The organism is Stenotrophomonas sp. AGC87 (assembly GCF_057333975.1).
In genome coordinates, this window is sequence record NZ_JBHFHW010000044.1 from 61031 (window position 1) to 85495 (window position 24465).

Genomic DNA, 24465 nt, shown 5'->3' on the forward strand with positions numbered 1-24465 from the left:
CCCCCCCCCCCCCCCCCCCCCCCCCCCCCCCCCCCCCCCCCCCCCCGACACTACCGATTACCCGACCGCCAGCGCTACACGGGACGATCGGCGCCCGATGTCACACCGTGCGCGGTGCCATCTTCCACAGCAACGCGCGGAACGGCGCCAGCAGGAACACGCCGATCGTCAGCTTCACCGCCAGATCGCCCAGCGCCCAGCTCACCCACGGCAGGCTGGAACCGGCGAAGGCGATGCTCCAGAAAATCGTCGTATCCAACGTCGCGCTGCAGGTCGTTGCCACCATCGGCGCGCGCCACCAGTGCCCGCGGCGCAGCCGGTCGAACACGGTGATATCCAGCAGCTGCGCAGCGATGAAGGCCAGGCACGAGGCCACCGCGATCCGCGGCGTGGCGATCCAGATCGACAGCAGTACCGCCAACGCGAAACCGGCCCAGGCCACCCGCCGTGCCGCCTCCGGCCCAAAGCGGCGGTTGATCAGATTGCTGACCAGGAACGCCACCGGGTAGCTGAAGGCGCCCCAGGTGAGCCAGTCGTTGATCGGGTACTGCACCAGCACGTTCGAGCCCAGCACCACCGCGCCCATGGCCAGCACCGCCAGCAACAGCGAGCGCGGGGTCAACGGGGCAAAGGCGATGGCAGGACGCGCGGACATGGCGAGCCGGGGAAGTCGGGGGAAGCGGCGGATTATCCGGGCTTGTCCGGCCGAGGGCCAGCCCGGGACGGTTCAGTCAGAAGCGTTCGCTCATGCTGGTGGCCGCCGCATCCTGGGTCGGCAGGAACGCCAGCGCGGCGCCTTCGGCATCGGCCACCATCCAGCCCGCGCCGGCCGGGGTTGGGGTGAACGCCAGCACATCGCCCACCTTCACGCCTGCCGCCGGGTTGTCGGCACGCGCCGGCCAGGCCACCACGGCCGGTGCATCCGGGGCCTGCGGGTTCTTCAGCGCCACCTGGTAGCTGCCATCCGGTTGCTGCGCCACGTGCTCCACCGTGAGTGGGGGCATCGGAGCGGCCTTCTGTCGCTTTGCGGCCCGGGCGGCACGGTTGTGCGGCATGGCGGCGTCATGCAGCTCGCTCACGCCCAACGCGCTGAGCCAGACCGGTGCGGTGATCACCGCCAGGCTCACCACCGAGGTGGTGAGGACGCTGCTGGTGACCGGCGAGGCATTGCTGAGGTTCTGGGCGCCGACCGGCAGGCTGGTCGCGAGCAAGGCCAGCGCCAGCAGTGGCGCAACGGCAGGACGGGATATCCGGTTCATTCAGCAGCTCCAGGAGACAGCGGACAGCAAGGGGTTACCAACGTGCACTCGGCTGCGCCGCCGCCGCATCGATGGGCAGGAAGGCCAACGCTGTGCCCTCGGCCGTGGTCACGGTCCAGCCGGCGCCGCCCTGGGTGGGCGTCAGCGCCAGTACGTCGCCCACCGCCACCGCGGCTGCCGGGTTGTCCTCGCGCGCAGGCCAGGCAATCACGGCCGGCTCGTCCGGTGCCTGCGGGTTCTGCAGGGCCATTTCGATGCCGCCGTCGGGCGTGCGTTCCACCTTCTCCACTGTGAGCGGCGGCAGTGGACCGGCTTTGCCACGTGCGTCCTTGGCCGCGCGGCTGCGTCGTGCCGAAGCATCGCTGGCCTTGCTCAGGCCGGCCGAAACCAGCCACACCGGTGCGGTCACCACCACCACGCTCACCACCGAGGTGACGATGACGCTGCTGGTCACCGGGTGATTGATGCCTACCACCTGCGCGGGCGCCGGCAGGCTGGTAGCGCACACGGCAATGGCCAACAACGGCGTAACGATGCTGCGCGAAACTCGTGTCATCGAAGATCCTTCTGATGGCTCAACATAGGGCCGCAGTATGCGCGCTGGCGTGCTGCCCGCCGCTGACTCACGGTTTGGGTGCGGTAATGCCTTTCACCGGTACATGCGGCACGGCCAGTTCCTGCTGCAGGCTGCTGCGCAGTTGCAGGAAATCAAAGATCGATTCCACCGTCACCACCGAGTAGTTGCCGGAAATGCGCTCGCTGGCCGGGTGGTCGGTGACGGCGGCATTGGGCACTAAGAAGCGCGCGCCCAGCCGCTTGGCCACGCCGATGTGCAGCGTGCTGGGCGTATACATGTGCCGCTGCAGCCATTGCTGCGCCTGGGTACGGTTGACGATCAGGGTGCGCTCTTCCACCTGCGCCATCGCCGCGCCCAGCACCTCCAGCACCCATTGGTTGGAATTCTGGTACTCGGTGCGGAACGGATACGCCACCACGCTGTAGCGCGCTTCATGCAGCGCCTTGGCCTGGATCGCCGGCTGGGTGAGCATCGCCTTGAGTGCATCGCGCAGCGCAGGCGTCGGCACGCCGATGCGCAGGTCGGTGTGGCTGGAGGTCTCGCCGATGAAGGTGGCCACGCCCTCGCGGAACAGGTGCGACTCGGCGGTCTTGCACGGATTGAGCAGGTGCACCGCGCGCCACTGGCCATCGTCTTCGCGCAGCAGGAAGGCCAGATGGCTGTGGCGCAGGCCGTACTTGCTCAGGTCCTGGCCACCGCGGGCGATCAGCACCACGTCCACGCCATCGAGTGCATCCAGCGCGTCGGTGGTGGCCAGAGCCACATCGAACATGGAGGCCAACGCGGCGGGCGTGGGATAGCGTTCGGTGCACTGCGGTTCGGCGTGTGCGGTCAGCGCAGCGCCTGACAACGCACCACACAGTAGAACGGGGCGCAGGCGCTTGATCAGTGCAGCGAAGGGTACGTCCATGTCACACAGTCTCCGGCGGCACCGGCCGCGGCCGCATCATAACGCTGTGCGATGCCGTCAGGCCTGAATCCCCAACCGCGCGCGTACGTCCTCGGCAACGCGCGTGGTCTCGCGCAGCGGCTCGATGCGGCCCTGCGTCTGCCAGTCCAGCCAGCGCGGCTGCAACCGGCCGCGTTCGCGCAGCGCGTGCTGGAAGTGCGCGAGTCGCCCTTGTGCTTGATCGGCCAGGGCCACGGCGACCGGCATGCGCGTGGCACACGCTTCAGAGAGCAGGTTCACCGAATCCGGCGAGACCACCACGCGGTTGGCCCAGCCCAGCAGCCCGGCATATGGGTTCACGCCATCGCCGCCATCGCCCCAGATCACATTCGGCACCTCGGCAAACGCACTGCGCAGCGCCCCGACCAGGGCCGGTGGGGTACGCCGCGAGGTCGTGGCGAGCAGGCTGCCGCCTTCCTCGCGCAGCTGGGCAGCGAGCTGCTGGAACACCTGCACCATGTCCGGCTCGTGCCACGGCGCGTGCGGGGTCGGCCCGCCGACCAGCAGCGCGGTGCGTGGGCCGGGCAGGGCACTGAACGCTGCGAACGCGGCACGGCCGCAGGCCAGCCAGTCATCGTTGACCGGATTGAGGCTGCCGAGCAGGGTGAGCACGTTGCTGCCGCGCAGACGATCGTGCTCGGGAACGACCAGCAGGTCCCAATGGCGCGGGCTGAGGCGAGGGTCGAGGATCTGGACGACCTTGGTGCCACGGCGGCGCAGTTCGCGCAGCGCACCAGCGGCCTGGCGGCCACAGCCGACGGCCAGCTCAGGGGCGTCGGCGGCCAGGGCTGCAAAGGCGTCACCGTAGCCAGTGGCGGCACCCGGCAACCACCGCGGGGCCAGCCAACGCCAGGGCGCGCGCGGGGTGAGCACCAGCGGACGATGCGCCCCCAGCTTCAATGCCGTGGCCAGGGCCACCGCCTGCCGCACATTGCCGGCACGGCCGTCAGTGATCGTCCAGGGCGGACTCCATCGTTTCACGTATGGCATTAATTCGTTTCAGTCAGGCTGGGTGTTGCAACTGTCGCGACACTCTACACTGCCAGCCTTCGCCGATCGCGCTGTCGCCCTGCCACGGTAGCCGATGCGCGAACGATTCCCCTTATTTCCGGAGGCTTCATGTCCCACGTCCTTGACGATGCTGCGCTCGATCAGTTGTTCCGTACCGCCCGCACCCAGAACGCCTTCCTTGATAAGCCGGTCGACGACAGCCAGCTCAAGGCGCTGTACGAGCTGCTGAAGTGGGGCCCGACCGCGGCCAACGGCAGCCCGGCGCGCTTCGTGTTCGTGAAATCCCCGGAAGCCAAGGCCAAGCTCGCCCCGGCCCTGTCCGAAGGCAACCACGACAAGACCCTGGCCGCCCCGGTCACGGTGATCGTCGCCTTCGACGAAGACTTCCACGAGAAGCTGCCGTTCCTGTTCCCGCACACCGATGCCAAGGCGTGGTTCGATGGCCCGCGTGAAGGCCGTACCGAGGGCGCGTTCCGCAATGGCAGCCTGCAGGGCGCCTACCTGATCCTGGCCGCGCGCGCGCTGGGTCTGGATGCCGGCCCGATGTCCGGCTTCGACAACGCCAAGGTGGACGAAGCCTTCTTCAAGGGCACCGCGATCAAGTCGAATTTCCTCGTCAACCTGGGGTACGGTGACGCCTCGGGCCTGTTCCCGCGGCTGCCTCGCCTGTCCTTCGACGAAGCCGCCCGCATCGCATAAGCGTTACCGCCGGATCGTGGCCCGTCCGTGCGGATGGGCTGCATGAATTTTTTTCCTTTCCCTTCGATTACGAGAGAGACCTGACATGACCGTGACCCGCAAACTGCTGCTGCCGCTCGCCCTGACCCTGGCCATCGCCGCCTGCTCCAAGCCGGCCGACGAAGCCGCTGCTCCGGCCGCTGACGCGCCGGCCGCCACCGAAACCGCCGCCCCGGCGGCAGACGCCGCGGCTGCCGCCCCGGCCGCCGAGGCCATCCAGATCGCCTCGGGCACCTACAAGCTCGACCCGACCCACACCGATGTGCTGGTCCAGTGGAGCCACTTCGGCTTCTCGCACCCGACCGCGCATTTCGGCAGCGCCGAAGGCACCCTGGTGTATGACGCCGCCGACGTGAGCAAGTCGACCGTGGAAGTGAAGCTGCCGCTGACCGGCCTGAACAGCTTCACCGCCAAGTTCGACGAGCACCTGAAGAGCGCCGATTTCTTCGACGCCGCCAAGTTCCCGGCCGCCACCTTCAAGAGCACCAAGGTGGAAGCCAACGGCACCAACAAGCTGACCGTGACCGGCGATCTGACCATCAAGGACATCACCAAGCCGGTGACCCTGGATGTCACCATCAACGGCGGCGGCGAGCACCCGATGGCCAAGGTGCCGGCGGCGGGCTTCGATGCCACCACCACCATCAAGCGCAGCGATTTCGGCGTCGGCGCGTACGCCCCGAACGTCAGCGATGAAGTGAACATCCGCATCACCACCGAGGCCACTGGCGAAAAGCCGGCTGCCTGAGTTTCTCCTCACTCGTCGTGAGAAGGTAGAAAGCCCGCCAATTGGCGGGCTTTCTTTATAGGGCGAGCCGGCCAGCGGCCGGCACTACCGTACCTGATCAACCCGCCGCCACCTGCGCGCTCACCTTGCCCAGCCACAGCGTGGTGAAATCGGTCGGCGTGCGCCGTGCCGGCGCGGTCAAGCCGCTCTCACGCAGGAACGCATGGGTGGCCTGCGCAAACGCCTGGCGGGCCAGCAGCGCGGCCTGCTTCACCGAGGCCTGCTGCTTGCGCAGCTGCACGATCTGCAGGCTCGGCTTACCGGGCATCGCGTACTTCTGGTAGCGGCGCAGCTCATCGGCGACCAGGTCGATATCGATGTTCGCCTGCACCAGTGCCACCTGCGCGCGGGCCAATGGCACCAGAGCGGTGCGCAGTTGGGCGATGTTCTCGCCCACGGAAGGCGCCAGCGCCGCCAGGGCGGCATCCAGCGCGGGATCGGCGCGCTCGGCGCGGTCGATCAGATCGGTCAGTGCCGAAAGAGGAGAGGCTTGCATGAAAGGCACCGGCACAAAACGCGATTGTCGCATTCGCGGCCGGTGCCCGTCGCGGGCTCAGTCGTCGTGGTGCTCGCTGCCGTGGGCCTTCCAGTAGCCGGTGGAGCGGATCCAGTCCTTGGGCACACCCAGGTGGCCCTCGATGTACTTGCGCATCATCCGGGCCCGGCGCGATTCGGCCGCGATCCAGTAGAAGGTGTCGCCGTCCGGTTCCTCGAAATCGGTCAGCACGTCCTCCAGCAGGGTGCTGCTGGCCGCGTCGAAGCCGTTGCGCTCCAGCCACGAGATGCGGATGCGGTCGTCCTCCGGCAACTCCTGGCGGTCGCCGGATTCGGGGATCTCGATGTAGACATCGGCATTCGCGCCGTCCGGCAGCGTCTCCAGCCAGCGGCCGATGGCCGGCAGCGCGGTTTCATCGCCGATCAGCACATAGGTGTCGAAGTCATCGGCGGTCATGTGCGAGCCACGCGGGCCGCCCACGGCGATCGCATCGCCCGGCTGCGCGTTGGCGGCCCAGGTCGAGGCCAGGCCGTCGCCGTGCATGACGAAATCCAGCGCCAGCTCGTTGGTCTCCAGGTCCCACCAGCGCGGGGTGTAATCGCGCGAGGGGGAGGGCGTCTGGCCTTCCGGGTAGCGCGGGCCTTCCGGGGTCATCGTCGGGACCACGAACTGGCCCTCGGCGTTGGGGAAGAACAGCTTGACGTGGTCATCCGGCGAGGGCGAATCGAAGCCTTCCAGCGCCTCGCCCCCGACGATCACCCGGCGCATGCACGGGCTGATCTCTTCGGTGCGCAGCACCTGCAGTGGGCGGAACTTCACGGTATGACGGAGCAGTCGGTTTTCATGCAGAGCCATGGGGAATACCTGGATCAGTGCCGCAGCGCGGCGTTGAGAAAGAAGGACCTGGCGGGCGGTGGCTGGCTGGGTCTGAAACAAAGAAGGGAGGTCAGCGGCCCTGCGCACGGATCCGCGCGGCGGCCTCGCGCAGCGCCTCGGCGACGGCCGCGGCGTTGTCGTCCTGCCAGCGGCCGTGGCACAGGCCCAGCGCGTGCTTGAGCTCGCGCAGCGCATCGCGTACGGGCGGCGGCAGGTTGGCCTTGGTGATCGTGCGCGCGCTGTCGCGTACCCGGTGCACTGCGGCATCGACCTCCTCGCGCTGTGCCTCCAGCTCGGCCTGGCCCAACGCGCTGAGCGCGTACCGCTTGCGCCCACCGTCCTCGACCGCGCCGACCCAGCCGGCCGCCTCGAACTGCGCCAGCACCGGGTAGATCGAGCCGGCGCTGGGCGTGTAGACCCGCACGAACATGTCGCTGATCAGCTGGATCAGCTCATAGCCGTGGCGCGGCTGGTCGGCGAGCAGGGACAGCACCAGCAGGCGCAGGTCGCCGCGGCTGAGCGGCCGGGCGGTCAGCGGGCGGGCAGGGCGGTCGAGGTCGCGCGGAGAGGTCATTTCGATATATCGAATGCAGTGGCGGAACGATATATCGAAAACTCCGTTTCGGCCAGCATTGGTGCACGCAGGGCAGGAATGCGTTCAGGTCAATTCCTGCTGTGACGGTGCGTGCTTGTGGTGGAACACTGCGCCTGGTCTTCGGCCACCGGCGCGGCCGATGATCCACGCCGATGCGCGCTCAAACGCCCCGGCGTCGCGCACGATCCGCGCCAATCGCCTGCGCCGCAGCGCCTGCGCTGTCCAGCGGTGTCCTGCTGACGCGCCGGTGTCATCGCCACCGGGCAGGCTGAAATGCAGCGTGGAACCTTCCGGCGCGGCCCTCGCGCTGTCGCCTGCTGTCCTTCCGGACACGCCTGGATGGTTCCATACGCAACCGTAGCGAAGTAAGCAAACCCCTTGGTGCGCTACACTTTGCGGCTAGAAATCTAAAACAGTCGCGCGCGTGCGTGCGGTCATGGGAGCGCAAATGAACTGGTTGAACGAGGTGCTGAACAACGACCCGAATCCTGTGGAAACCCAGGAATGGATCGAGTCGCTGAAGGCCGTTATTGATGTCGAGGGCCCCGAGCGCGCGCATCAGCTGTTGGAAGGCATGGTGGAACTGACCCGTCGTTCGGGTGCTTACCTGCCGTTCTCTCCCACCACCGAGTACGTGAACACCATCGCGCCGACCCTGGAGGCCAAGAGCCCGGGCAACGCCGAACTGGAATGGCGCATTCGTTCCATCATCCGCTGGAACGCGATGGCGACCGTCGTGCGCGCCAACCGCAAGCCGGGCGACCTGGGCGGCCACATCGCCTCCTTCGCCTCCGGCGCCACGCTGTATGACGTAGGCTTCAACCACTTCTGGCGCGCCCCGAGCGACGACCACCCGGGCGACCTGCTCTTCATCCAGGGCCACAGCGCCCCGGGCATCTATGCGCGTTCCTTCCTGGAAGGCCGCATCGACGAAGCCCAGCTGGACAAGTTCCGCATGGAAGTCGACGGCGGTGGCCTCTCCAGCTACCCGCATCCGTGGCTGATGCCCGATTACTGGCAGACCCCGACCGTCTCGATGGGCCTGGGCCCGCTCGCCGCGATCTACCAGGCGCAGTTCCTGCGTTACCTGGAAAACCGTGGCCTGATCGAAAAGTCCGACCGCAAGGTGTGGTGCTTCATCGGCGATGGCGAGAGCGATGAGCCGGAAACCCTCGGCGCGATCGCGCTGGCCGGCCGCGAAGGCCTGGACAACCTGATCTTCGTGGTCAACTGCAACCTGCAGCGCCTCGACGGCCCGGTGCGTGGCAACGGCAAGATCATCCAGGAACTGGAAGGGGTATTCCGTGGCGGCGGCTGGAATGTCATCAAGCTGCTGTGGGGCGGTTACTGGGATGCCCTGCTGGCCAAGGACACCAACGGCGTCCTGCGCAAGCTGATGATGGAAACCGTCGACGGCGAATACCAGAACTGCAAGGCCTTCGGTGGCGCGTATACCCGCGAGCATTTCTTCGGCAAGTACCCGGAAACCGCTGCGATGGTCGCCGGCCTTTCCGACGACGATATCTGGCGCCTCAACCGTGGTGGCCACGATCCGCACAAGGTGTACGCCGCCTACCACCAGGCCGTGAACACCAAGGGCATGCCGACCGTGATCCTGGCCAAGACGGTCAAGGGCTACGGCATGGGCAGCGCGGGTGAAGCACTGAACCCGACTCACCAGACCAAGAAGCTGGACGACGATGCCGTCCGCCACTTCCGCGACCGCTTCAACATCCCGGTGACCGACGCACAGCTGGCCGATGGCCAGGTGCCGTTCTACCACCCGGGCCCGGACTCGCCGGAAGTGAAGTACCTGCAGGAACGCCGTGCCGCCCTGGGTGGTTACCTGCCGCAGCGCCGCCGCAAGGCGACCAAGAGCTTCAACGCACCGAAGCTGGAAAGCTACGAGCGCCTGCTCAAGAGCAGCGGCGAGCGCAGCTACTCCACCACCATGGCCTTCGTGCAGAGCCTGAACATCACCCTGCGCGACAAGGAACTGGGCCCGCACATCGTGCCGATCGTGGCCGACGAAGCCCGTACCTTCGGTATGGAAGGCCTGTTCCGCCAGATCGGCATCTACGCCCCGTTCGGCCAGAAGTACAAGCCGGTCGATGCGGACCAGCTGATGTTCTACCGCGAAGACCAGAGCGGCCAGGTGCTGCAGCAGGGCATCAGCGAGCCGGGCGCGATCAGCTCCTGGATGGCCGCCGGTACCAGCTACTCGGTCAGCAACGTGCCGATGCTGCCGTTCTACATCTACTACTCGATGTTCGGCTTCCAGCGCGTGGGCGACATCGCCTGGCAGGCCGCGGACATGCGTACCCGTGGCTTCCTGCTCGGTGGCACGGCCGGCCGCACCACGCTGAACGGTGAAGGCCTGCAGCACGAAGATGGCTTCAGCCATATCGTCGCCGGTGGCATCCCCAACGTGCGCAGCTATGACCCGACCTTCGGCTTCGAAGTGACGGTGATCCTGCAGCACGGCACCAAGGCCATGATGGAAGATCAGATTGATGAGTACTACTACATCACCCTGATGAACGAAAACTACACCCACCCGGAAATGCCGGAAGGCGCGGCCGACGGCATCGTCAAGGGCATGTACCTGCTGACCGACGCCGGCAAGCCGAAGAAGGGCGAGCTGCGCGTGCAGCTGCTGGGCTCGGGCACGATCCTGCGTGAAGCCATTGCTGCGGCCGAGCTGCTGGACAAGGACTTCGGTGTCACCGCCGATATCTGGAGCTGCCCGAGCATCAACGAACTCCGCCGCGATGGTTTCGATGCCGAGCGCTATAACCGCTTCCACCCGGAAGCCGAACCGCGCAAGGCCTACGTGACCGAGCTGCTGGAAGGCCGCCAGGGCCCGGCAATTGCCGCGACCGACTATGTGCGTGCGTATGCGGACCAGATCCGCGCGTTCGTGCCGATGTCGTACACGGTGCTGGGCACGGATGGTTTTGGTCGTTCGGATACCCGTGCGAACCTGCGTCGCTTCTTCGAGGTTGACCGGTACTACATCGCGCATGCTGCGATTGCGGCGCTGGCTAAGGAAGGGAAGATGACCGGGAAGGATGTGGCCCGGGCGATCAAGCAGTACAAGATTGATCCTGAGAAGGCTAATCCTGTCGGGGTTTGATTTCTCGGCGCATCAATGAATAGAAAGGGCGGCCGCAGGGCCGCCCTTGTCTTTTCTCTCGCCACAAAGTCACGCTAGCGTGGTCCTAATCTACTCACTAGCTGGACGAGCGAGAGCAAAGGATCATATGCTCCGAAGCATCGGCACCGGGGACCATAAAGCAGGCTATGACGAGTTAGACCATGCGAGAAAGCAATTGAGAGCACCTACTTTCGTTAGCCTGTTCTCCGGATGCGGAGGATTTGACCTTGGGTTCGCACAAGCCGGGTTCCAGTCCCTGGCTGCCTACGATTTTTGGGCGCCTGCAGTCGCAAATTTCAATGCAAATATTGGTGGAGAGTGCAGAGTTCAGGATCTCTCTAATGGGTTTGTTCCAAGTTATGTCGGATGCGACGTCGTCCTAGCTGGCGCGCCATGCCAGGGATTCTCTACTGTAGGGAAGAGAGACCTGGATGACCCTCGCAACAGTCTGCTTGACCACGCCGTAACCATCTCTCTTGCCCTTAAGCCACAAGTCATTATTCTAGAAAATGTCCCTGGTGTGCTTCTGGGTGACCACAGCCGTTACTGGTCATGTGCGAAGCAGAGGGTTTCGCGGGGTGGTTACGAAGTTCATCAAGTAGAACTTGACGCAAGAGACTTCGGCCTGCCTCAGTCCAGGCGGAGAGTAGTTCTGGTCGCAGTACGCGGAACACTTCGCGATCTTAGCTTCAGTGCACGACACCCGGGGGCGCTCAAAGACGTTATTCAGGGGGCCGGACTTGCGAATAACCATCAGCCAAAGTTTCTTGCTGAGACATCTAGGGACGGAATCATTGCTCGCGCAATAGGGCCCGGGCAAAAGCTATGCGATGTAAGAGGCGGCGCCTCTTCAGTTCATACGTGGGATATTCCAAGCGTATTTGGTGAGACGACTGAGGCCGAGCGGGAGGTGCTGCAAACCATCATGATACTGAGGCGGCGCAATCGAATAAGGGCGTTCGGTGATGCCGATCCTGTATCCATCGGCGCCTTGGCCAAGGAAATTGGGCGTGGGGTCAAAAGAAGCCTATCTGTATTAGAGAGAAAAGGCTATGTAAAGCTTGCAGAAGGACATGCCAACCTCAGGCACGGATTCAATGGAAAGTACCGACGGGTAAGCGGCGATTCAGTGTCCTGTACCGTGCATACCCAGTTCGGCGAGCCGAAGTATTTTCTGCATCCGTTTGAGCATCGCGGCTTTACTGTTCGAGAGGCTGCTCGTATTCAGGGTTTTCCTGATAGCTATAATTTTCAAGGCGCTGTCAAGGACCAATACCGGATGATTGGAAATGCAGTGCCGCCGCCGCTAGGAAGGGCTCTCGCAGAATCACTGATGAAATCTTACTTCAGGAAATTGAGGCAATGACAGGGATTTTGCTGCAGTGGGAGCGTGGGCGGCCAGATGAGGCGCGGCAGGTCATTGCGCTGCGAAGTTACTACGAGTTTCTCGCGCAAAGACTCTATCATGAATACGAGCCGACAAAGCACGCTACAGCAAACGCAAGGCGTGACTTTCTCAAGCGTCTCGAGGCATGGTTATCTGGGTTCGAAAACAAATCCCACGCTATGACCGCATTCAAATCAATTCAATACATATTTTTTGCAGGGACCGCGGAGTATGAGGAGTTGTACCGATGTGCATACTCCCACCACATCTGTAGTTGGGTGATGAATCAGGAAAATATTGGCCTATTTGATTTAAATGTTGATGAGAAGGTCGATCAATCAGTAAGGAAAACCTGGATTTGTCCGGCCACCGACAGTTTAAGGATAAATGGATTTCTCCATATCAATAGCCTGCGAGGTCACGACCTCAGGACAGATTGGCGCTCCCTATCAATGCTTGGCGATGATGATCTTATTCAAAAATACGTGGATAGGAAGCAAATCAAACGCCTGGTCATTGTCGATGACTTCGTTGGCGCTGGTAATCAATTTTGGGGATCCCTCTCTTACGCAATAAAGGTTTTCCCGGGGAATATCCTCGCAATACCGCTTATTTGCTGCGCTTCCGGCCTTCGTATGATAAAGCGCGAGCTGGAAATGGCCGGAATTGAGCGCGTGGAAGTCTCGCCTGTACTGGTGGTTCCTGATAATTGCATGGTTGGCGAGACAGTTATGGAGGGAGAGCCTAAACTATTTTCAAAGATGCGAAAGGCGATGAAGTTTGGGTACGACAAAATGCGTATCAACACGTCTGGAGAAGAATATGGAAGTGGGAGGCTTGGAAGTCTCACTGTCCTCTACAGTAATTGCCCTAACAACACTCCACCAATTTACGGCCTAGATGCTGGTGGGCGTTGGAGTCCAATCTTCAAGAGGATATCTAGATGAACGGTACTTCCGATTCTAAGAGGCCAAAGGTGGAAAATCCTTTCCACGATCTATGGATCACGGAGTATCTCAACCCCGAGGGTTTTGTCCAACTATTTAGCCCGCTCGTTGCGGACGACAGTGAGCAGTTATTTTCATCCGGAAATGTTGTCGTTAAAGGTCGTCAGGGTAGCGGGAAGAGCATGCTTCTCTCGCTATTGGAGACTCGAACGCGAATTGCCTACGCAAGAGAGAAAGTTCCATATCCAGCGAAGGGTGCCTTGCGCGGCTTCATATCTGCGGGCGTAAATCTCACGCGAGATAATGCAAAGCTTGTGGTAGCCCGCATTGTCGAAGTTCCTGAAAACCACCGAAAAAATTGGGCGGCTACCACCTTTGCGGATTATGTGAATTACCTCCTTACAATAAATCTATTGGAGGAAGTCCTATTTCTCGCACGAGAGCAATCAAAGGATGGCGTGCTCGTTACTGAGACACCTGTGGACCTGGCCGAAGGACGAGAGGCGGCACTGGTCAGTCAGATTGTCAGGGCAGAAGAGTGGTTTGGATATTTGGACGGCTGTTTGACCATTGAGCAGGTCTTAAAAAGGTGCCGGACTCGACTTGTTTGCTACAGGCGCTATTTCAATTTCAATGGGGATTTGCCTTCTGACGTTGAAACAACTAAGACAGAGATCGGACAGCCTGCCGCGGTCGTTGCTGACGCGCTTAGGAGTACGGGAGTACTTCAGGCATCGACACTAGTCCTGCTGCGTCTCGATCAGCATGAAGAGCTCTATGTTTTGGAGAAGCTGTCGGGATATGGAGATGTGTTCCGCCAGGTTATTAATCGCGCACTTGCTGCGCGGGATAGTCGCGTCTCATACCGAATTGGCACCCGACATTACGCCTGGTCGGACCGGATTCAGGTGTGGGGAAGCGGCGCATCCATTGAGAATCTGCGGGATTACGTAGAGCTCGACATTGATGAATACTTCCGAAGAAACGAAAGTCTCGCGGTCGAATGGAGGTTTCCCGCCTTCGCCGAGGATGTATTCCGGCGTCGCCTTGCCGTTGCGCGATATCATCTGGAAGGAATACCTGTTGGGAGGACGCTCGACGCGGTATTCGGCGACACTTTGCTCCCGCAGGCTCGCGCGGAGCTGTACGCAAAGGACTCCCCTCCCAAGTTGAAATTCGATGCTGGATGGTCCGCAGAATGGGTGGCTAATCTCCTGGAGCTTTGGAAAACGAATCCGCTTTCTGCGCGGCTTGGTGAAGCATACTTGCGTCAGAGAAGTCAGCGCGAAGAAGGGGTTGCGTTACGCGAACCTGTGGAACGTACTCCTTGGGAAGTGGCGGACAAGAGGTGGTGGAGGAAGGAGCGGGTGGAGGTGGCTGCAATGCAGATTGCAAGCGAATGCAATCAATCCCTAATTTGGAGTGGGAGAAAGCATGTCCTCGAGCTCGCGGGTTGGAACATTTTACCCTTCATGACAATCTGTAAGACAATATGGGCAGCGTGGATTAGAAACGCTGACGAGCAAGCTCTTGCATGTGATACGCCGCCTTGCATTGGAATGGCGGAACAGACAGTTGGTGTGCTTGAGGCAAGCAGAATATGGCTTGATAAGGTGAGCGAGGGGGTATCCGGAGAGAGGCGAAAGGAGCTAGTTACGAATCTTGGTGCATGGTTCTACTCCAGACTTCGTTCCGATCGCTCGATATCGTATCCTGGCGCGAACGGCTTCTCGCTTCTTGCGCGGGACTTCGAGTCAAGACAGGCGTTGACCGATCTGCTCAGGGAGTGCCGAGATCAGGGGGACTTGGTTCAATTTTCGCACACAACGAAACTTTCCAATTCGCATCGGAGAGTGAAGTGGTATCTAAATCCAATCCTGACGCCGGTCTTTAGAATTCCTCAGATTCGCACCAAGGAGCCGATTTATACGGATTTGCAGGAGTTAAATGCCGTTCTTTCCAGTGATCCAAAATCGCTAGCTCGATCTTCCGAAAAAAACCTTGTCCAGGGGAGCCTGTTCTGATGGCGAAGGTAATGCCTTGGGGGCAGCTTGAATATTTGCTTGGTCAGATCGGTGAAAGGAGTTGGAAGTGTTTTGCGTCGGCTTCTTTTGAGGAACGGTGTACAACCGTCCCAGCTCGGCTGCGTGAACTAGGGGTGCTCGGTAGCTTAGGTATTTTGGAGATTAGCCCTCCTTCCGATGCCCTTCATAGGAATTCCTGTGGTCCGCTCATTGTTAAGGCGTCAAACGATTTTTCAGCTTATCCCAATGTGACGGTACATAAGACTGGCCTTCTGGACTCCCTGTCTGCGCCGTTGAGTTGGATGGCGAATGCTTTACAAGATGCTTCGTCGGTCGTGCTCGATATATCCGCTTTCCCTAAGCGCTATTTCATGTTCTTGGTCAACAAGCTCATGGACAATGGGAACGTGAGGGATCTAGTAGTAACGTATACCAAGCCGCTATCGTATCCCGAAGGCGTGATGGCGGTGGATCATGACCCAATTGCAAGTCTTACCGGCTTCATGAGAGAGGAAGAGCCTGAAGGGGCGACCATGTCCATTATTGGTGCCGGATTTATGCAGTTCAGCTTGTCCGACTATCTTGAGCAGGCTCAAGGTTCTGAGGTCAATATTCTTCTTCCATTTCCACCTGGTTCGCCTAGCTCTAGACGAAACTGGAATTTGATGCACCGGATGGATCCAAATATTGAAATGCTCCCTAGCATTCGCAGGGTTCATGCGATGGACTTCTTCCATGCGCTTAGCTGGGTGAACGGAGTGGTTGACGGTTGTATTGCTCCGAAGATAAATTTTATTCCGTTGGGACCAAAGCCACATTCACTTGCAATGGCGCTTGCATACAGAAGAGCGCCCTCAAAGAGCTCCGTGCTTTATGCGCAGCCGCACAGCTATCGCCCTGACTATTCTTTGGGTGTTGCCTTGAGAGAAGACAATCTTCCCGACGTTCATGCTTACTGTCTTAGAAGGAACTTTGTTGATTACGCCTAATGTCTACATTGACGAGTCCCGTGTCTAGTAGGTCGACTTCTAACACAACGATTACCGGATCGCTGCTCGTTTAGTGTGGCGGGCATGTGCGCTCTAGCCTTCCTGGCTCCACCCATCCCCTTGCTCCCTAACAGAAAGCTACGTCTAGTTGCTCCTGTTAAGATGACCGAAACAGCCAGCCTGCCCACGTCTTCCGATTGTGTGGCTGGCCGCTATCAGCGGCCACGCGAGCCAAGGATCTCTCTCCGAAGCCTTTCACAAGGAAGCTCGCATGCACCGCAATTCCGTAATCCGCTCGGCCGCCCTGGCCTTCGCCATCTCCCTGAGCCTTGGCGCGCCGTCCGCGTTTGCCGCTGACCAGACCAACGCATCCGCCAGCACCACCGCCGTCCAGCGCAAGGCTGTGGCGCAGGGACTCTACGAGCTGGCCTTCAGCCCCAAGCAGAACGCCGTCTTCGTCGCCTCCTCGGGCGGCTTCGGCGACGCCGCTGGTCCGTCCCAGGTCCTGCGTCTGAACCCGGAAACGTTGGCCATCGAGACCGCCATTCCGCTGGAACGCAAGGCGTTCGGCGTCGTGCTGGACGATGCAAACAACCGGCTGTACGTCGGTAACACCGTCGATACCTCGGTCACCGTGGTCGACACTGCCACCAATAAATCGGTCGGCATCGTGCAGCTGATGGAAAAGAAGGTCGGCAAGGATGGCAAGGCCGCCTACACCCACGACCTGCGCGAGCTGGTCGTTGATGGCGCCAACAATCGCCTGTACGTCACCGGTCACTCGGGTGAGGGCAGCGTGCTGTTCGTGGTGGATACCCAGTCGCTGAAGGTCATCAACACCATTCCGGGCCTCGGCAACGCCAAGGCACCGGGTCTGGCGCTGGATGCCAAGACCAAGCGCGTGTACACCTCCAACCTGCTGGCCGAGGTCGTCACGGTCGGCACCGACAGCGGCAAGGTCGAGCAGCGCTTCAAGGTCAGTGCGGAGCAGCCGATGAACATCGCGCTGGATCCGGCCGGCAAGCGCCTGTTCGTGACCGACCAGGGCTCAGAAATGATCCGCAAGTACCAGGCCAGCAGCTCCGGCTTCGAATCGAAGCATCCGGGCCAGCGTGTGCTGGTGCTGGACCGCACCACCGGGAAGGAACTGGCCAGCATCCCGACCGATGCCGGTCCGCTGGGCATTCTGCTGGATGCGCCGCGCAAGCGCCTGTACGTGACCAACCGCGATGGCGGCACGGTGACGGCGTACAACAGCGACAACTACAAGCAGGTGGCCACGTACGCGGTGCCGACGCACCCGAACAGCCTGGCGCTGGATGCCAAGAAGAACGTGCTGTACGTGACCGTCAAGAACGGTGACAGCGAGCCGAAGGGCAGTGAAGAGTCTGTTGCTCGGATTGCGCTGTAACCAATGATCGCGAGATACCGCCCGGTGAGAATTTCACCGGGTGGTGTCTGCAATACTTTGCCTTCGGACCATTGGTTGGTCGATTACCAATCGCACTTCGCTCGGTGGTAAACCAGCGCGTGCGGGCTAGGACGGTCAACGGCTGCTGCCGTAGTCGCTAGCGAAACTCCCTCTAGCGACGCATAGGTTGAGGCGCGCAAGCTAGGAGCGACTAGGACCGTCCTCGCATCTGGGTCAACGGCAATCAGACGCAGGTCGAACAATGTATGGATGTCAGCCCTGAGCAGTAGCCCATTGCTTACAGCGTTTGTCTCGCCATCCAAGTACGGAAAGATGTGCGCGGCTTCGAGTGCATCCAATACGTCACACCCGGTGACGGCACAGCGTCCGGCATATGCCTTGATCAAGGCCGCACGAAATGAGGGCTGACCGCGTCGGCGAACAATGCTCGCAAGCACCCGCGTTCGCTGGTCGGAAGCGGTCCCTGGATTGAATGCGCCTTCCGTTTCAGCGTCCTGAGTCACCTGATCCAGAGTGGGAGCGCTGGTCTGCTGTGGAAATGGCCGCACGTCGATCAGCTTGACCAAGCGTGCCGCAACGTCCTGTCCCACGTTTTTGGCTGGCTTAAGACCGTCGATCCATTGCAAGCCGAGCCCATCTAGAACATAGGAAATGTTCTGCATGCGGAACTCCCACGCCTTGGCATTCCTCCCGACCTTCTCAGACAGCTCGCGATAGGTGTGTGCCTTGACGACGCGGCGGCCATTCAACGCATCGGTCAACATATCGAGGTAAGCATCCACTGCTGCTTCCAGCTCACTGTCTGTCCAGTGCTCCACCATGGCGCAAGCAACTCTAATGCGAATCTTGGATTCGATAGAGCCAGCGTATCGCAATACGCTGGGTCAATGAATGGAGTTGTTGCGATCGCCCCAGTAGATAGGGGGCGGTCCCGCGGCTACTGCGTTGCTAGCTTCCGCCGCACGTAATACCCCCGCCCCTCCCCAAACACCACACTCAACGCCTCCACCTTCCCGAACGCATCCCGATGGAACTCGATCTCCAGCCCATCGATATCCGGTGACACAAACCGATTCGGCGACACCGGCAGCACGCGCCCATCGCGTTTCGTCCCAGCCACACCGACGCGCACCTCCCCACCAGCCACCTTCACCTGCAGCGCGGGAACATCGAAGACGTCCGCCAAGGCGCGGCGCTGCGCCATCGGCACGCTCTCGTCCTGCTCGAACACCCCGGCATAGTCCGCATACCGCGGCTCACGAAGATCCAGCGCAACCGTGCGCACGGCAGGATTCACCCCACGCCCAATCGCATCGGACAGCGCATTGCGGATCTCCGTCGCCAGCGCGGCGCCATTCTCACCATTGGTAAGAATCACGAAGCCATCGCCCGTCTCCAGATACCCCTCGATCCACGCCCGGTAACTGTCGTTGGAGCCGCCATGGTGGAAGATCCGGGTCTGCCCGGCACCGTCCAGACGCGGGCCAAGGCCGTGCCAGCTTGGCGACACCTCGGTCATCATGTCGGTCGCAATGGGCCGCGGCAGGAAGTCGCCCTGGCCACGGTAGCTGGCCGTGAGGGCAACAACGAACGCGGCCAGGTCGTTGGCGCTGGTCCACAGGCCGGAGGCCCCCTGCTCGGGGAACGACTGCCAGCCGCGCGGCAGCGCGGTCAGCTTGCCGTCGCCGTCATGCGCTTTGGCGATGTTTTCGGTGGTGGCGGGCGGATCGGTGAACCGGCTGCGCTGCATGCCCAGTCGCTCGAACACCTGCCTGCGTACGAGCGTGTCCAGCGGCTGGCCGGTCACGTCTTCGAGCACGAGTTGTTCGACCATCACGCCGCCGCCAGAGTAATCGCCCCGTTCGCCGGGTGTATGGATCAGACGTACGGGTTTGTTCTTGGCCGGGGCGATGCCGTCCAGTGTCTGCAGCAAGGTGGGCAGCGGCTCGCCGGGCAGGTAGTCGGCGAAACCATGGACGCCGAGCCCGGCGGTGTGCGACATCAACATGCGCAGGGTCAGCTGCGGTGCCGGCACCGACGGGGTAGCCGGGACTTTCCAGCTGCGCAGGTAGGTGGCGATGTCCCGGTCTAGCGCGAGGGTGCCGTCGGCGACCAATCGCAGTGAGGTGGCGGCCGTAACCACCTTGCTGACCGAGCCGACCGAGAACAGCGTGTCTGCGTTCACGGCAGCCTGCGTGCCCACCTCGCGCGTACCGTAGCCGGCGCTGTGAACGAGCTTGCCGTCGCGCAGAACGGCGATCGCAACGCCCGGGACATGGTGCTGGGTCATGCGTTCCTGCAGCGACCAGTGCGGCAGCCCGGTATCGGCCGGCACCACGGTGGGGCGCAGGCCGGAGGCGAGCGCCGTGCGAATCGTAGCGTCTTCGCGGTCCGCCGCCGCGCCGGGGCCGGCAAGCAGCAGTAGCAGCGCGGCACACAGTGACGCGCGCAGCAGGCCGTACTGAGCGCGGTGGAATCGCAATGGTGTGGATGCCTGCGGAGTGGATGCGTAAGCCATGCGATACCTCATGAGGGGGCGATGCGCGAAAGACAGGCGTGCGCGTGCACGCCGCAGAGAGGGGCGATACGGTGCAGCGAAAGAGGGCATGGCGTGACGGGCGATGGCAGCGGAGGCCATCGCACCGATCAGCGTCACCCGTGGGGAGTGCGGCCGGTCAGCGTCTGCCGGCGACCGCACCACGCTGGGTGAGGTAGTCACGGACGCGATCGTTGCGTGCCTGGTTCAGCGGCGAGCGCCACTGCCCGAAATCGGCCACCACGCCGAGGTTGACGTCGGCACCGTGCTCGACCAGATAGGCCACGGTGTCGACGTCACCGGAGCGGGCGGCATTGATCAGCGGGGTTTCGTCGTAGGCGACGATGCGGTTGACGTCGGCCCCAGCGCCGACCAGACGCTCGACGACCGGCAGATGAGCGCGACGTGCCGCAGCGATCAGCGGATTGCCATCGCCGCGCGAGGCCAGATCGGGCTGCGCGCCGAGCACGAGCAGGGCGTCGACCATCGCCAGTTCGCCTTGCTTGGCGGCGATGATCAGCGCGGTGCCGTCGCCACTGACCTGCGTGTCCACAGCAATACCCATCTTGACCAGCTGCTGCACGCGGGAGATGTCGCCGTTGCTGGCCGCGCTGAGCAGCTGCTCGGCCTGCGGCGAGACGGTGCGCGACGTAGTGCCGGTTTTGTTCTCTGCAACGATGATCGCTTTGCCCAACCGCGGCGTAGCGGCCACGGTGACGCCAACATGCGCGACCAGCGCAACCGCACACAGCGCGCCCCAGCCGAAGCGGGTTGTCCAGCGCGTCGAGCGCGTGTCCAGGCGGAGCAGCCCATCGATGCGCTGGCTCAAGCCACTGCGGGTGGCGGACATGCCGACGGCCAGTGGCGCGCTGCGCCCCCGCGGTGTCATCAGTCCGGCGATACCGGTCAGCAGGGAATCGGCATAGCCGCGGCCACTGCCGGTGCGCAGGGCCGCCTGCTCGTCGCAAGCCATCTCGCGGGCGAGATCCAGCCGACGGCCCAGCAGGCGCAGGAACGGGCTCCACCAGTACACGGCGAGCAGTGCACGCTGTGCAGCCGTGATCCACAGATCATGCCGACGGATATGCGCGGCTTCATGCAGCAGCAGATCACGCAGCGCGGCCGGGGGCAGGGTGGATGCCATCGTGGTCGGCACCAGAATGCGCGGCGACCACAGGCCAACCACCATCGGGCCCGGGGCGATATCGGACAGCGCTATGCGGGCACCGGACGGCAGCTCCCAGCGCAGCAGTGACTCCAACGCGGGCGCAGGCCGTGCGCTGCGATGCAGGCGATGTGCCTGCCAGGCGCCCTGGCCCAGTCGGCCCAGCCCCCACAGCGTGCCCAGCAGCCAGATCACCACGACGGCATGCAGCAGGCTCGGTGTGGTGGAGGAGGTGGTCATCGCGTGGCCAACGTCGACCGGCTTCGGCGCGATAACCTGCACTGCGTCGCTCGCGGTGGGCAGCGACACAGTCTGCTGCGTGACCGCAACTGGCATCGGCGCAGTGCGCGGCAGCAGGACCAGCAGCGGTGACGCCGCGGCCAGCACGAAGGCTGCGCACAGTGCCCAGGAGCGCGCTTCAGCACTGAGCCGACTACGCCCCAGCACAAGCACTACCAGCGCGAACAACAAGGCGCTCTGCCAGAGATGTTGCACGGCCATCGTTGCCAGGGCCTGGGTCCAATGCACGGTCATTTGGGCGTCCTCGAAGGAGATGCGTCGTCCACGCGCTGCTGCAGCGCTTTGAGTTCGTCAGCGTCCATCTCGTGCTCATCGATCAGGTGCTGCGCCAGCACGCTGGGCGAATCGTTGAAGAAGGACTTGAGCAGATTCTCCAGCGCCTGCTTGCGCGCGTCGCTGCGGGTGATCGCGGCGCTGTAGATGAAGGCGCGACCCTCGCTGCGATGGTGGACCAGGCCCTTCTTGTCCAGCACCTTGAACATGGTCAGCACGGTCGTATAGGCGACCGGCTTCTTCTTGGACAGCTCGTCGGCGACCTCGCGCACGGACGCCTCCTTCTTCTTCCAGAGCACCTCCAGAATGCGGCGTTCGGCGTCAGTCAGGGCAGGCGATACGGGGCGGGCCATGTCTATCTACTGGTTATTTAGTTGATGCCCGCATCGTGCGCCCGACGGATCGGGCATGTCAACTATGTAATTAGTAATGGCCGGCCTGCGCGGCGAACCATGGCTCCGCTGCGGCCACGTCGCCGGTACACACCTATGGGTCGTCATGACCACGCAACAGCGCACAGCTGGCGCAGCAGTCGCTCATCGGCCTCTGCCGCAGGGCAGCACGCAATGCCGCATGGGCCGCAGGATGCGCACCAAGGCCATGCAACAACAACGTAAGTGCCAGCCCACAGCAGGCGTTTCCGGACGCGCTGGGTTCGACACGATGCGCAGCCTCCGGTGTGATCTCATGACAGTCCATGTACCGGTTCCCAGCGTCGACGATGCCCCATGGCAACTATCGTCCGCTGCCGTCTCAGATGCTGAGATCGTGGCCGAGTGATGCCAGCATCGCACCGCTGAACACCTCAGCCGGTATCAGTCAGCCCCGTGCACGTCACGTCAGCAATACCGCGATTTCTTTCACGGCTCACCCAACCCCCGCTCCCTAGGATCGAACTTCATTCCCCATCGCTCCAAGGAGTTCCCATGGCTGCTTCCCGCGTTCGCCTGCACGTTGAAGATTCCGGTGGTACCGGCCGCCCGGTGGTGCTGATCCACGGCTGGCCGCTGTCGGCCGAATCGTGGAAGGCGCAGGTCCCCGCGCTGCGCGAGGCAGGCTACCGTGTGGTGGCCTATGACCGCCGTGGTTTCGGGCGCTCGGACAAGCCGGCCGATGGCTACGAGTACGACACGCTCGCCGATGATCTGGCCGGTGTGATCGAGGATCTGGACCTGAAGGACGCCACCCTGGTCGGCTTCTCGATGGGCGGCGGTGAAGTGGCGCGCTACGTCGCCAAGCACGGCGAATCACGCCTGCACAGCGTGGTATTCGCCTCGGCGGTGCCGCCCTACATGCTCAAGACCAGCGACAACCCCGAGGGCCCGCTGACCCAGGAAAAGGCCGATGAAATGCGCGAAGGCCTGGAGAAGGACCGCGACACCTTCTTCGATGGCTTTACCAAGGATTTCTTCAGCGCCAACGGCGAGCTCAAGGTCAGCGAGGAAGAACGCCAGGCGGCTATCAAGCTGTGCCAGCAGTCCGATCAGACCGCGGCGCTGGGCTGCATGAAGGCCTTCGGCACGACCGACTTCCGCAGCGACCTAAAGAAGGTGACGGTGCCGACCCTGGTGCTGCACGGTGACAGTGACGGCACGGTCCCGTTCGAGGGTTCTGGCAAGCGCACCCATGCGGCCATCGCGGGCAGTGAGGTGGTCGTGCTGAAGGACGCGCCGCACGGCTGCAATGCCAGCCACGCCGATGCGTTCAACAAGGCGCTGCTGAACTTCCTGAAGAAGTAAGTCGCAGGTCGTTCTTCGCAGATCGCGCCCGGCACGTTGCGATGACGTGTCGGGCGTTCTTGTACGCTTTACCCGCTGAGCGAGAATGCAGCGCTACGCTACACGAGACCGTCCATGCGCCAGTCCCAGACACCGCCCTGGAAGAAGCCCAGTCCCAATGGGAAGAAAAAGTCGCAGCCGCTCTCCGAGGCGCAGAAGGATGCGGCACGTCAGCGCGCCGAGGAAAACGGGCGACGTTATCCCAATCTGGTCGACAACATGTGGGCGGCCAAACTGCCACGCGGCAGTTGACCAACCCCTTGTTCAGCGCTTGACTGCAAGCACCCCATCCATCGCCAGCTCGGCCTTGAAGCCTGCCTTTTCCAGACGCTTGGCGACCTCGCGCGGCACATCGCGGCCGCTGGTCAGTTTGTTCGGCGCACCGGTGTAATGGAACATCCGGCCGCCCTTGCGGATGACGCGCGCGAGCTGGTCATAGAACACCTGTGAATACAGTTCGCCGGCGATGCCGAAACGCGGCGGATCGTGCAGGATCGCGTCGACCGAGGCGGTCTCCAGCGTTTCGATTTCCTGCGACACATCCCCCTGGCTCAGCGCCAGCCGACCGCCGCTGCTTTCCGCGTCCGGATCGGGCGACCAGGGGTTGAGCGTGCGCAGCCACAGCACATCTGGATTCTTCTCGAACGAGCGGATACGGGTGACCCCACCTTCCAGGCAGCACGCGGCGAAGTAGCCCAGGCCGCCACAGGTATCCAGAACGGTCTTGCCGGCCGGCGCGATCAACGCGACCTTGCGGCGGGCATCCTCGAACGGGGAGACCTGCGCGCTGGGCAGCATCTTGATGCCGTCGATCTCGAAGGTCGGCGCGTCCCAGTCGGTCGGCACCAGCTTGATCAACGCCGAGCCGAAGCGCGAGATGGCCAGGAACTCCTCGCCATCCCAGTAGTACAGGGTGCGGTCCTTGGTCTTGCCGGGATAGGCATAGGTCTCGCCCTTCCACTGCCAGTGGTCGGTGGCCAGCGTGGCGGTGCCGGTGGAGCGGCCGAGGTCGAGCGAACCGGTCCATTGCCCGGTGCCGGCATCGCGGGCGCGGATCAGGCTCTCGGCGAGCGGGCGGGTCAGCAGGGGGCCGGTGTAATGGGGCACGGGATCTAAGGCCGCGGCGCAAGCGCCAGACGGCATGGCAGTCAGGGGTGGGCATCGTACCTGAGAAGCCACTCGCCGGCCG

At 62.7% G+C, this 24465-nt stretch carries 24 protein-coding genes; 10 read left to right on the forward strand and 14 right to left on the reverse strand.

Going from position 1 to position 24465, the window contains the following annotated elements; translation table 11 throughout:
- Window positions 1-100: 100 nt before the first annotated feature.
- The 5 genes from ACE026_RS20455 to ACE026_RS20475 form a co-directional block, all read right to left on the reverse strand.
- Window positions 101-655, reverse strand: a complete 555-nt coding sequence (locus ACE026_RS20455; protein WP_486040679.1) for a queuosine precursor transporter — start codon at window positions 653-655, stop codon at window positions 101-103.
- Between the two features lie 76 nt (window positions 656-731).
- Entirely contained in the window at window positions 732-1259 is a 528-nt protein-coding gene (locus tag ACE026_RS20460; protein ID WP_486040680.1) for a hypothetical protein, read from the reverse strand.
- A gap of 34 nt (window positions 1260-1293) precedes the next feature.
- Window positions 1294-1815 carry a hypothetical protein gene (locus ACE026_RS20465; RefSeq protein ID WP_486040681.1) on the reverse strand — a complete coding sequence of 174 codons (522 nt, stop codon included), beginning with the start codon at window positions 1813-1815 and terminating at the stop codon, window positions 1294-1296.
- A 67-nt stretch (window positions 1816-1882) separates the two neighbouring features.
- The gene (locus ACE026_RS20470) at window positions 1883-2746 is read right to left on the reverse strand and encodes a DUF2145 domain-containing protein (protein WP_486040682.1); all 864 of its coding nucleotides are present in this window, start codon (window positions 2744-2746) and stop codon (window positions 1883-1885) included.
- A gap of 57 nt (window positions 2747-2803) precedes the next feature.
- Window positions 2804-3775, reverse strand: coding sequence for a mitochondrial fission ELM1 family protein (locus tag ACE026_RS20475; RefSeq protein ID WP_486040683.1), 972 nt, complete (start codon window positions 3773-3775; stop codon window positions 2804-2806).
- A 129-nt stretch (window positions 3776-3904) separates the two neighbouring features.
- On the opposite strand from ACE026_RS20475, the gene ACE026_RS20480 reads away from it, so the two are divergent.
- Both ACE026_RS20480 and ACE026_RS20485 read left to right on the forward strand, forming a co-directional pair.
- Complete coding sequence (locus ACE026_RS20480; RefSeq protein ID WP_088434587.1) at window positions 3905-4495, forward strand: malonic semialdehyde reductase; 591 nt, start codon at window positions 3905-3907, stop codon at window positions 4493-4495.
- An 85-nt stretch (window positions 4496-4580) separates the two neighbouring features.
- Window positions 4581-5282, forward strand: coding sequence for a YceI family protein (locus ACE026_RS20485; RefSeq protein ID WP_486040684.1), 702 nt, complete (start codon window positions 4581-4583; stop codon window positions 5280-5282).
- A 97-nt stretch (window positions 5283-5379) separates the two neighbouring features.
- Here the strand turns inward: ACE026_RS20485 and ACE026_RS20490 are convergent, their stop codons facing one another.
- From ACE026_RS20490 to ACE026_RS20505, 4 genes are all read right to left on the reverse strand, one after another.
- A complete protein-coding gene (locus ACE026_RS20490) occupies window positions 5380-5817 on the reverse strand; it encodes a hypothetical protein (protein WP_486040685.1) in 438 nt (145 codons plus the stop codon).
- 57 nt (window positions 5818-5874) lie between these two features.
- The gene (locus ACE026_RS20495; protein ID WP_346481352.1) at window positions 5875-6672 is read right to left on the reverse strand and encodes a siderophore-interacting protein; all 798 of its coding nucleotides are present in this window, start codon (window positions 6670-6672) and stop codon (window positions 5875-5877) included.
- A gap of 91 nt (window positions 6673-6763) precedes the next feature.
- A complete protein-coding gene (locus tag ACE026_RS20500) occupies window positions 6764-7267 on the reverse strand; it encodes a PadR family transcriptional regulator (RefSeq protein WP_486040686.1) in 504 nt (167 codons plus the stop codon).
- An 84-nt stretch (window positions 7268-7351) separates the two neighbouring features.
- Window positions 7352-7621: a hypothetical protein gene (locus tag ACE026_RS20505; RefSeq protein WP_486040687.1), complete on the reverse strand. Its 270-nt coding sequence runs from the start codon at window positions 7619-7621 to the stop codon at window positions 7352-7354.
- Window positions 7622-7736: 115 nt separating this feature from the next.
- On the opposite strand from ACE026_RS20505, the gene aceE reads away from it, so the two are divergent.
- The 6 genes from aceE (at window position 7737) to ACE026_RS20535 (ending at window position 17203) form a co-directional block, all read left to right on the forward strand.
- Complete coding sequence (gene aceE, locus ACE026_RS20510; protein ID WP_486040688.1) at window positions 7737-10424, forward strand: pyruvate dehydrogenase (acetyl-transferring), homodimeric type; 2688 nt, start codon at window positions 7737-7739, stop codon at window positions 10422-10424.
- Window positions 10425-10551: 127 nt separating this feature from the next.
- Window positions 10552-11811 carry a DNA cytosine methyltransferase gene (locus ACE026_RS20515; RefSeq protein WP_486040689.1) on the forward strand — a complete coding sequence of 420 codons (1260 nt, stop codon included), beginning with the start codon at window positions 10552-10554 and terminating at the stop codon, window positions 11809-11811.
- Entirely contained in the window at window positions 11808-12779 is a 972-nt protein-coding gene (locus tag ACE026_RS20520; protein WP_486040690.1) for a phosphoribosyltransferase-like protein, read from the forward strand. Before ACE026_RS20515 ends, ACE026_RS20520 begins: the two co-directional genes overlap by 4 nt.
- Window positions 12776-14803 carry an ORC-CDC6 family AAA ATPase gene (locus tag ACE026_RS20525; RefSeq protein WP_486040692.1) on the forward strand — a complete coding sequence of 676 codons (2028 nt, stop codon included), beginning with the start codon at window positions 12776-12778 and terminating at the stop codon, window positions 14801-14803. The genes ACE026_RS20520 and ACE026_RS20525 overlap by 4 nt, the downstream gene beginning before the upstream one ends.
- Window positions 14803-15792 carry a hypothetical protein gene (locus ACE026_RS20530; protein ID WP_486040694.1) on the forward strand — a complete coding sequence of 330 codons (990 nt, stop codon included), beginning with the start codon at window positions 14803-14805 and terminating at the stop codon, window positions 15790-15792. The genes ACE026_RS20525 and ACE026_RS20530 overlap by 1 nt, the downstream gene beginning before the upstream one ends.
- A 271-nt stretch (window positions 15793-16063) precedes the next feature.
- Window positions 16064-17203 (forward strand): YncE family protein, encoded by a 1140-nt coding sequence (locus ACE026_RS20535; protein ID WP_486040696.1) that lies wholly within the window; start codon window positions 16064-16066, stop codon window positions 17201-17203.
- Between the two features lie 83 nt (window positions 17204-17286).
- Here the strand turns inward: ACE026_RS20535 and ACE026_RS20540 are convergent, their stop codons facing one another.
- From ACE026_RS20540 to ACE026_RS20555, 4 genes are all read right to left on the reverse strand, one after another.
- Window positions 17287-18045, reverse strand: a complete 759-nt coding sequence (locus tag ACE026_RS20540) for an HNH endonuclease (RefSeq protein ID WP_486040698.1) — start codon at window positions 18043-18045, stop codon at window positions 17287-17289.
- A 116-nt stretch (window positions 18046-18161) separates the two neighbouring features.
- A complete protein-coding gene (locus ACE026_RS20545) occupies window positions 18162-19742 on the reverse strand; it encodes a serine hydrolase domain-containing protein (protein WP_486040700.1) in 1581 nt (526 codons plus the stop codon).
- A 157-nt stretch (window positions 19743-19899) separates the two neighbouring features.
- On the reverse strand, window positions 19900-21459 hold the full coding sequence (locus tag ACE026_RS20550) for a M56 family metallopeptidase (RefSeq protein WP_486040701.1): 1560 nt from the start codon (window positions 21457-21459) through the stop codon (window positions 19900-19902).
- On the reverse strand, window positions 21456-21851 hold the full coding sequence (locus ACE026_RS20555) for a BlaI/MecI/CopY family transcriptional regulator (protein ID WP_486040702.1): 396 nt from the start codon (window positions 21849-21851) through the stop codon (window positions 21456-21458). Before ACE026_RS20555 ends, ACE026_RS20550 begins: the two co-directional genes overlap by 4 nt.
- Before the next feature lie 573 nt (window positions 21852-22424).
- Between ACE026_RS20555 and ACE026_RS20560 the strand changes: the two genes are divergently transcribed.
- Together ACE026_RS20560 and ACE026_RS20565 are read left to right on the forward strand one after the other, a co-directional pair.
- Window positions 22425-23237, forward strand: coding sequence for an alpha/beta fold hydrolase (locus ACE026_RS20560; RefSeq protein ID WP_486040703.1), 813 nt, complete (start codon window positions 22425-22427; stop codon window positions 23235-23237).
- A 114-nt stretch (window positions 23238-23351) separates the two neighbouring features.
- Window positions 23352-23528: a hypothetical protein gene (locus tag ACE026_RS20565; RefSeq protein ID WP_019185714.1), complete on the forward strand. Its 177-nt coding sequence runs from the start codon at window positions 23352-23354 to the stop codon at window positions 23526-23528.
- 12 nt (window positions 23529-23540) lie between these two features.
- On the opposite strand, the gene ACE026_RS20570 is transcribed toward ACE026_RS20565, so the two are convergent.
- A complete protein-coding gene (locus tag ACE026_RS20570; protein ID WP_486040704.1) occupies window positions 23541-24383 on the reverse strand; it encodes a class I SAM-dependent methyltransferase in 843 nt (280 codons plus the stop codon).
- Window positions 24384-24465 lie beyond the last annotated feature (82 nt).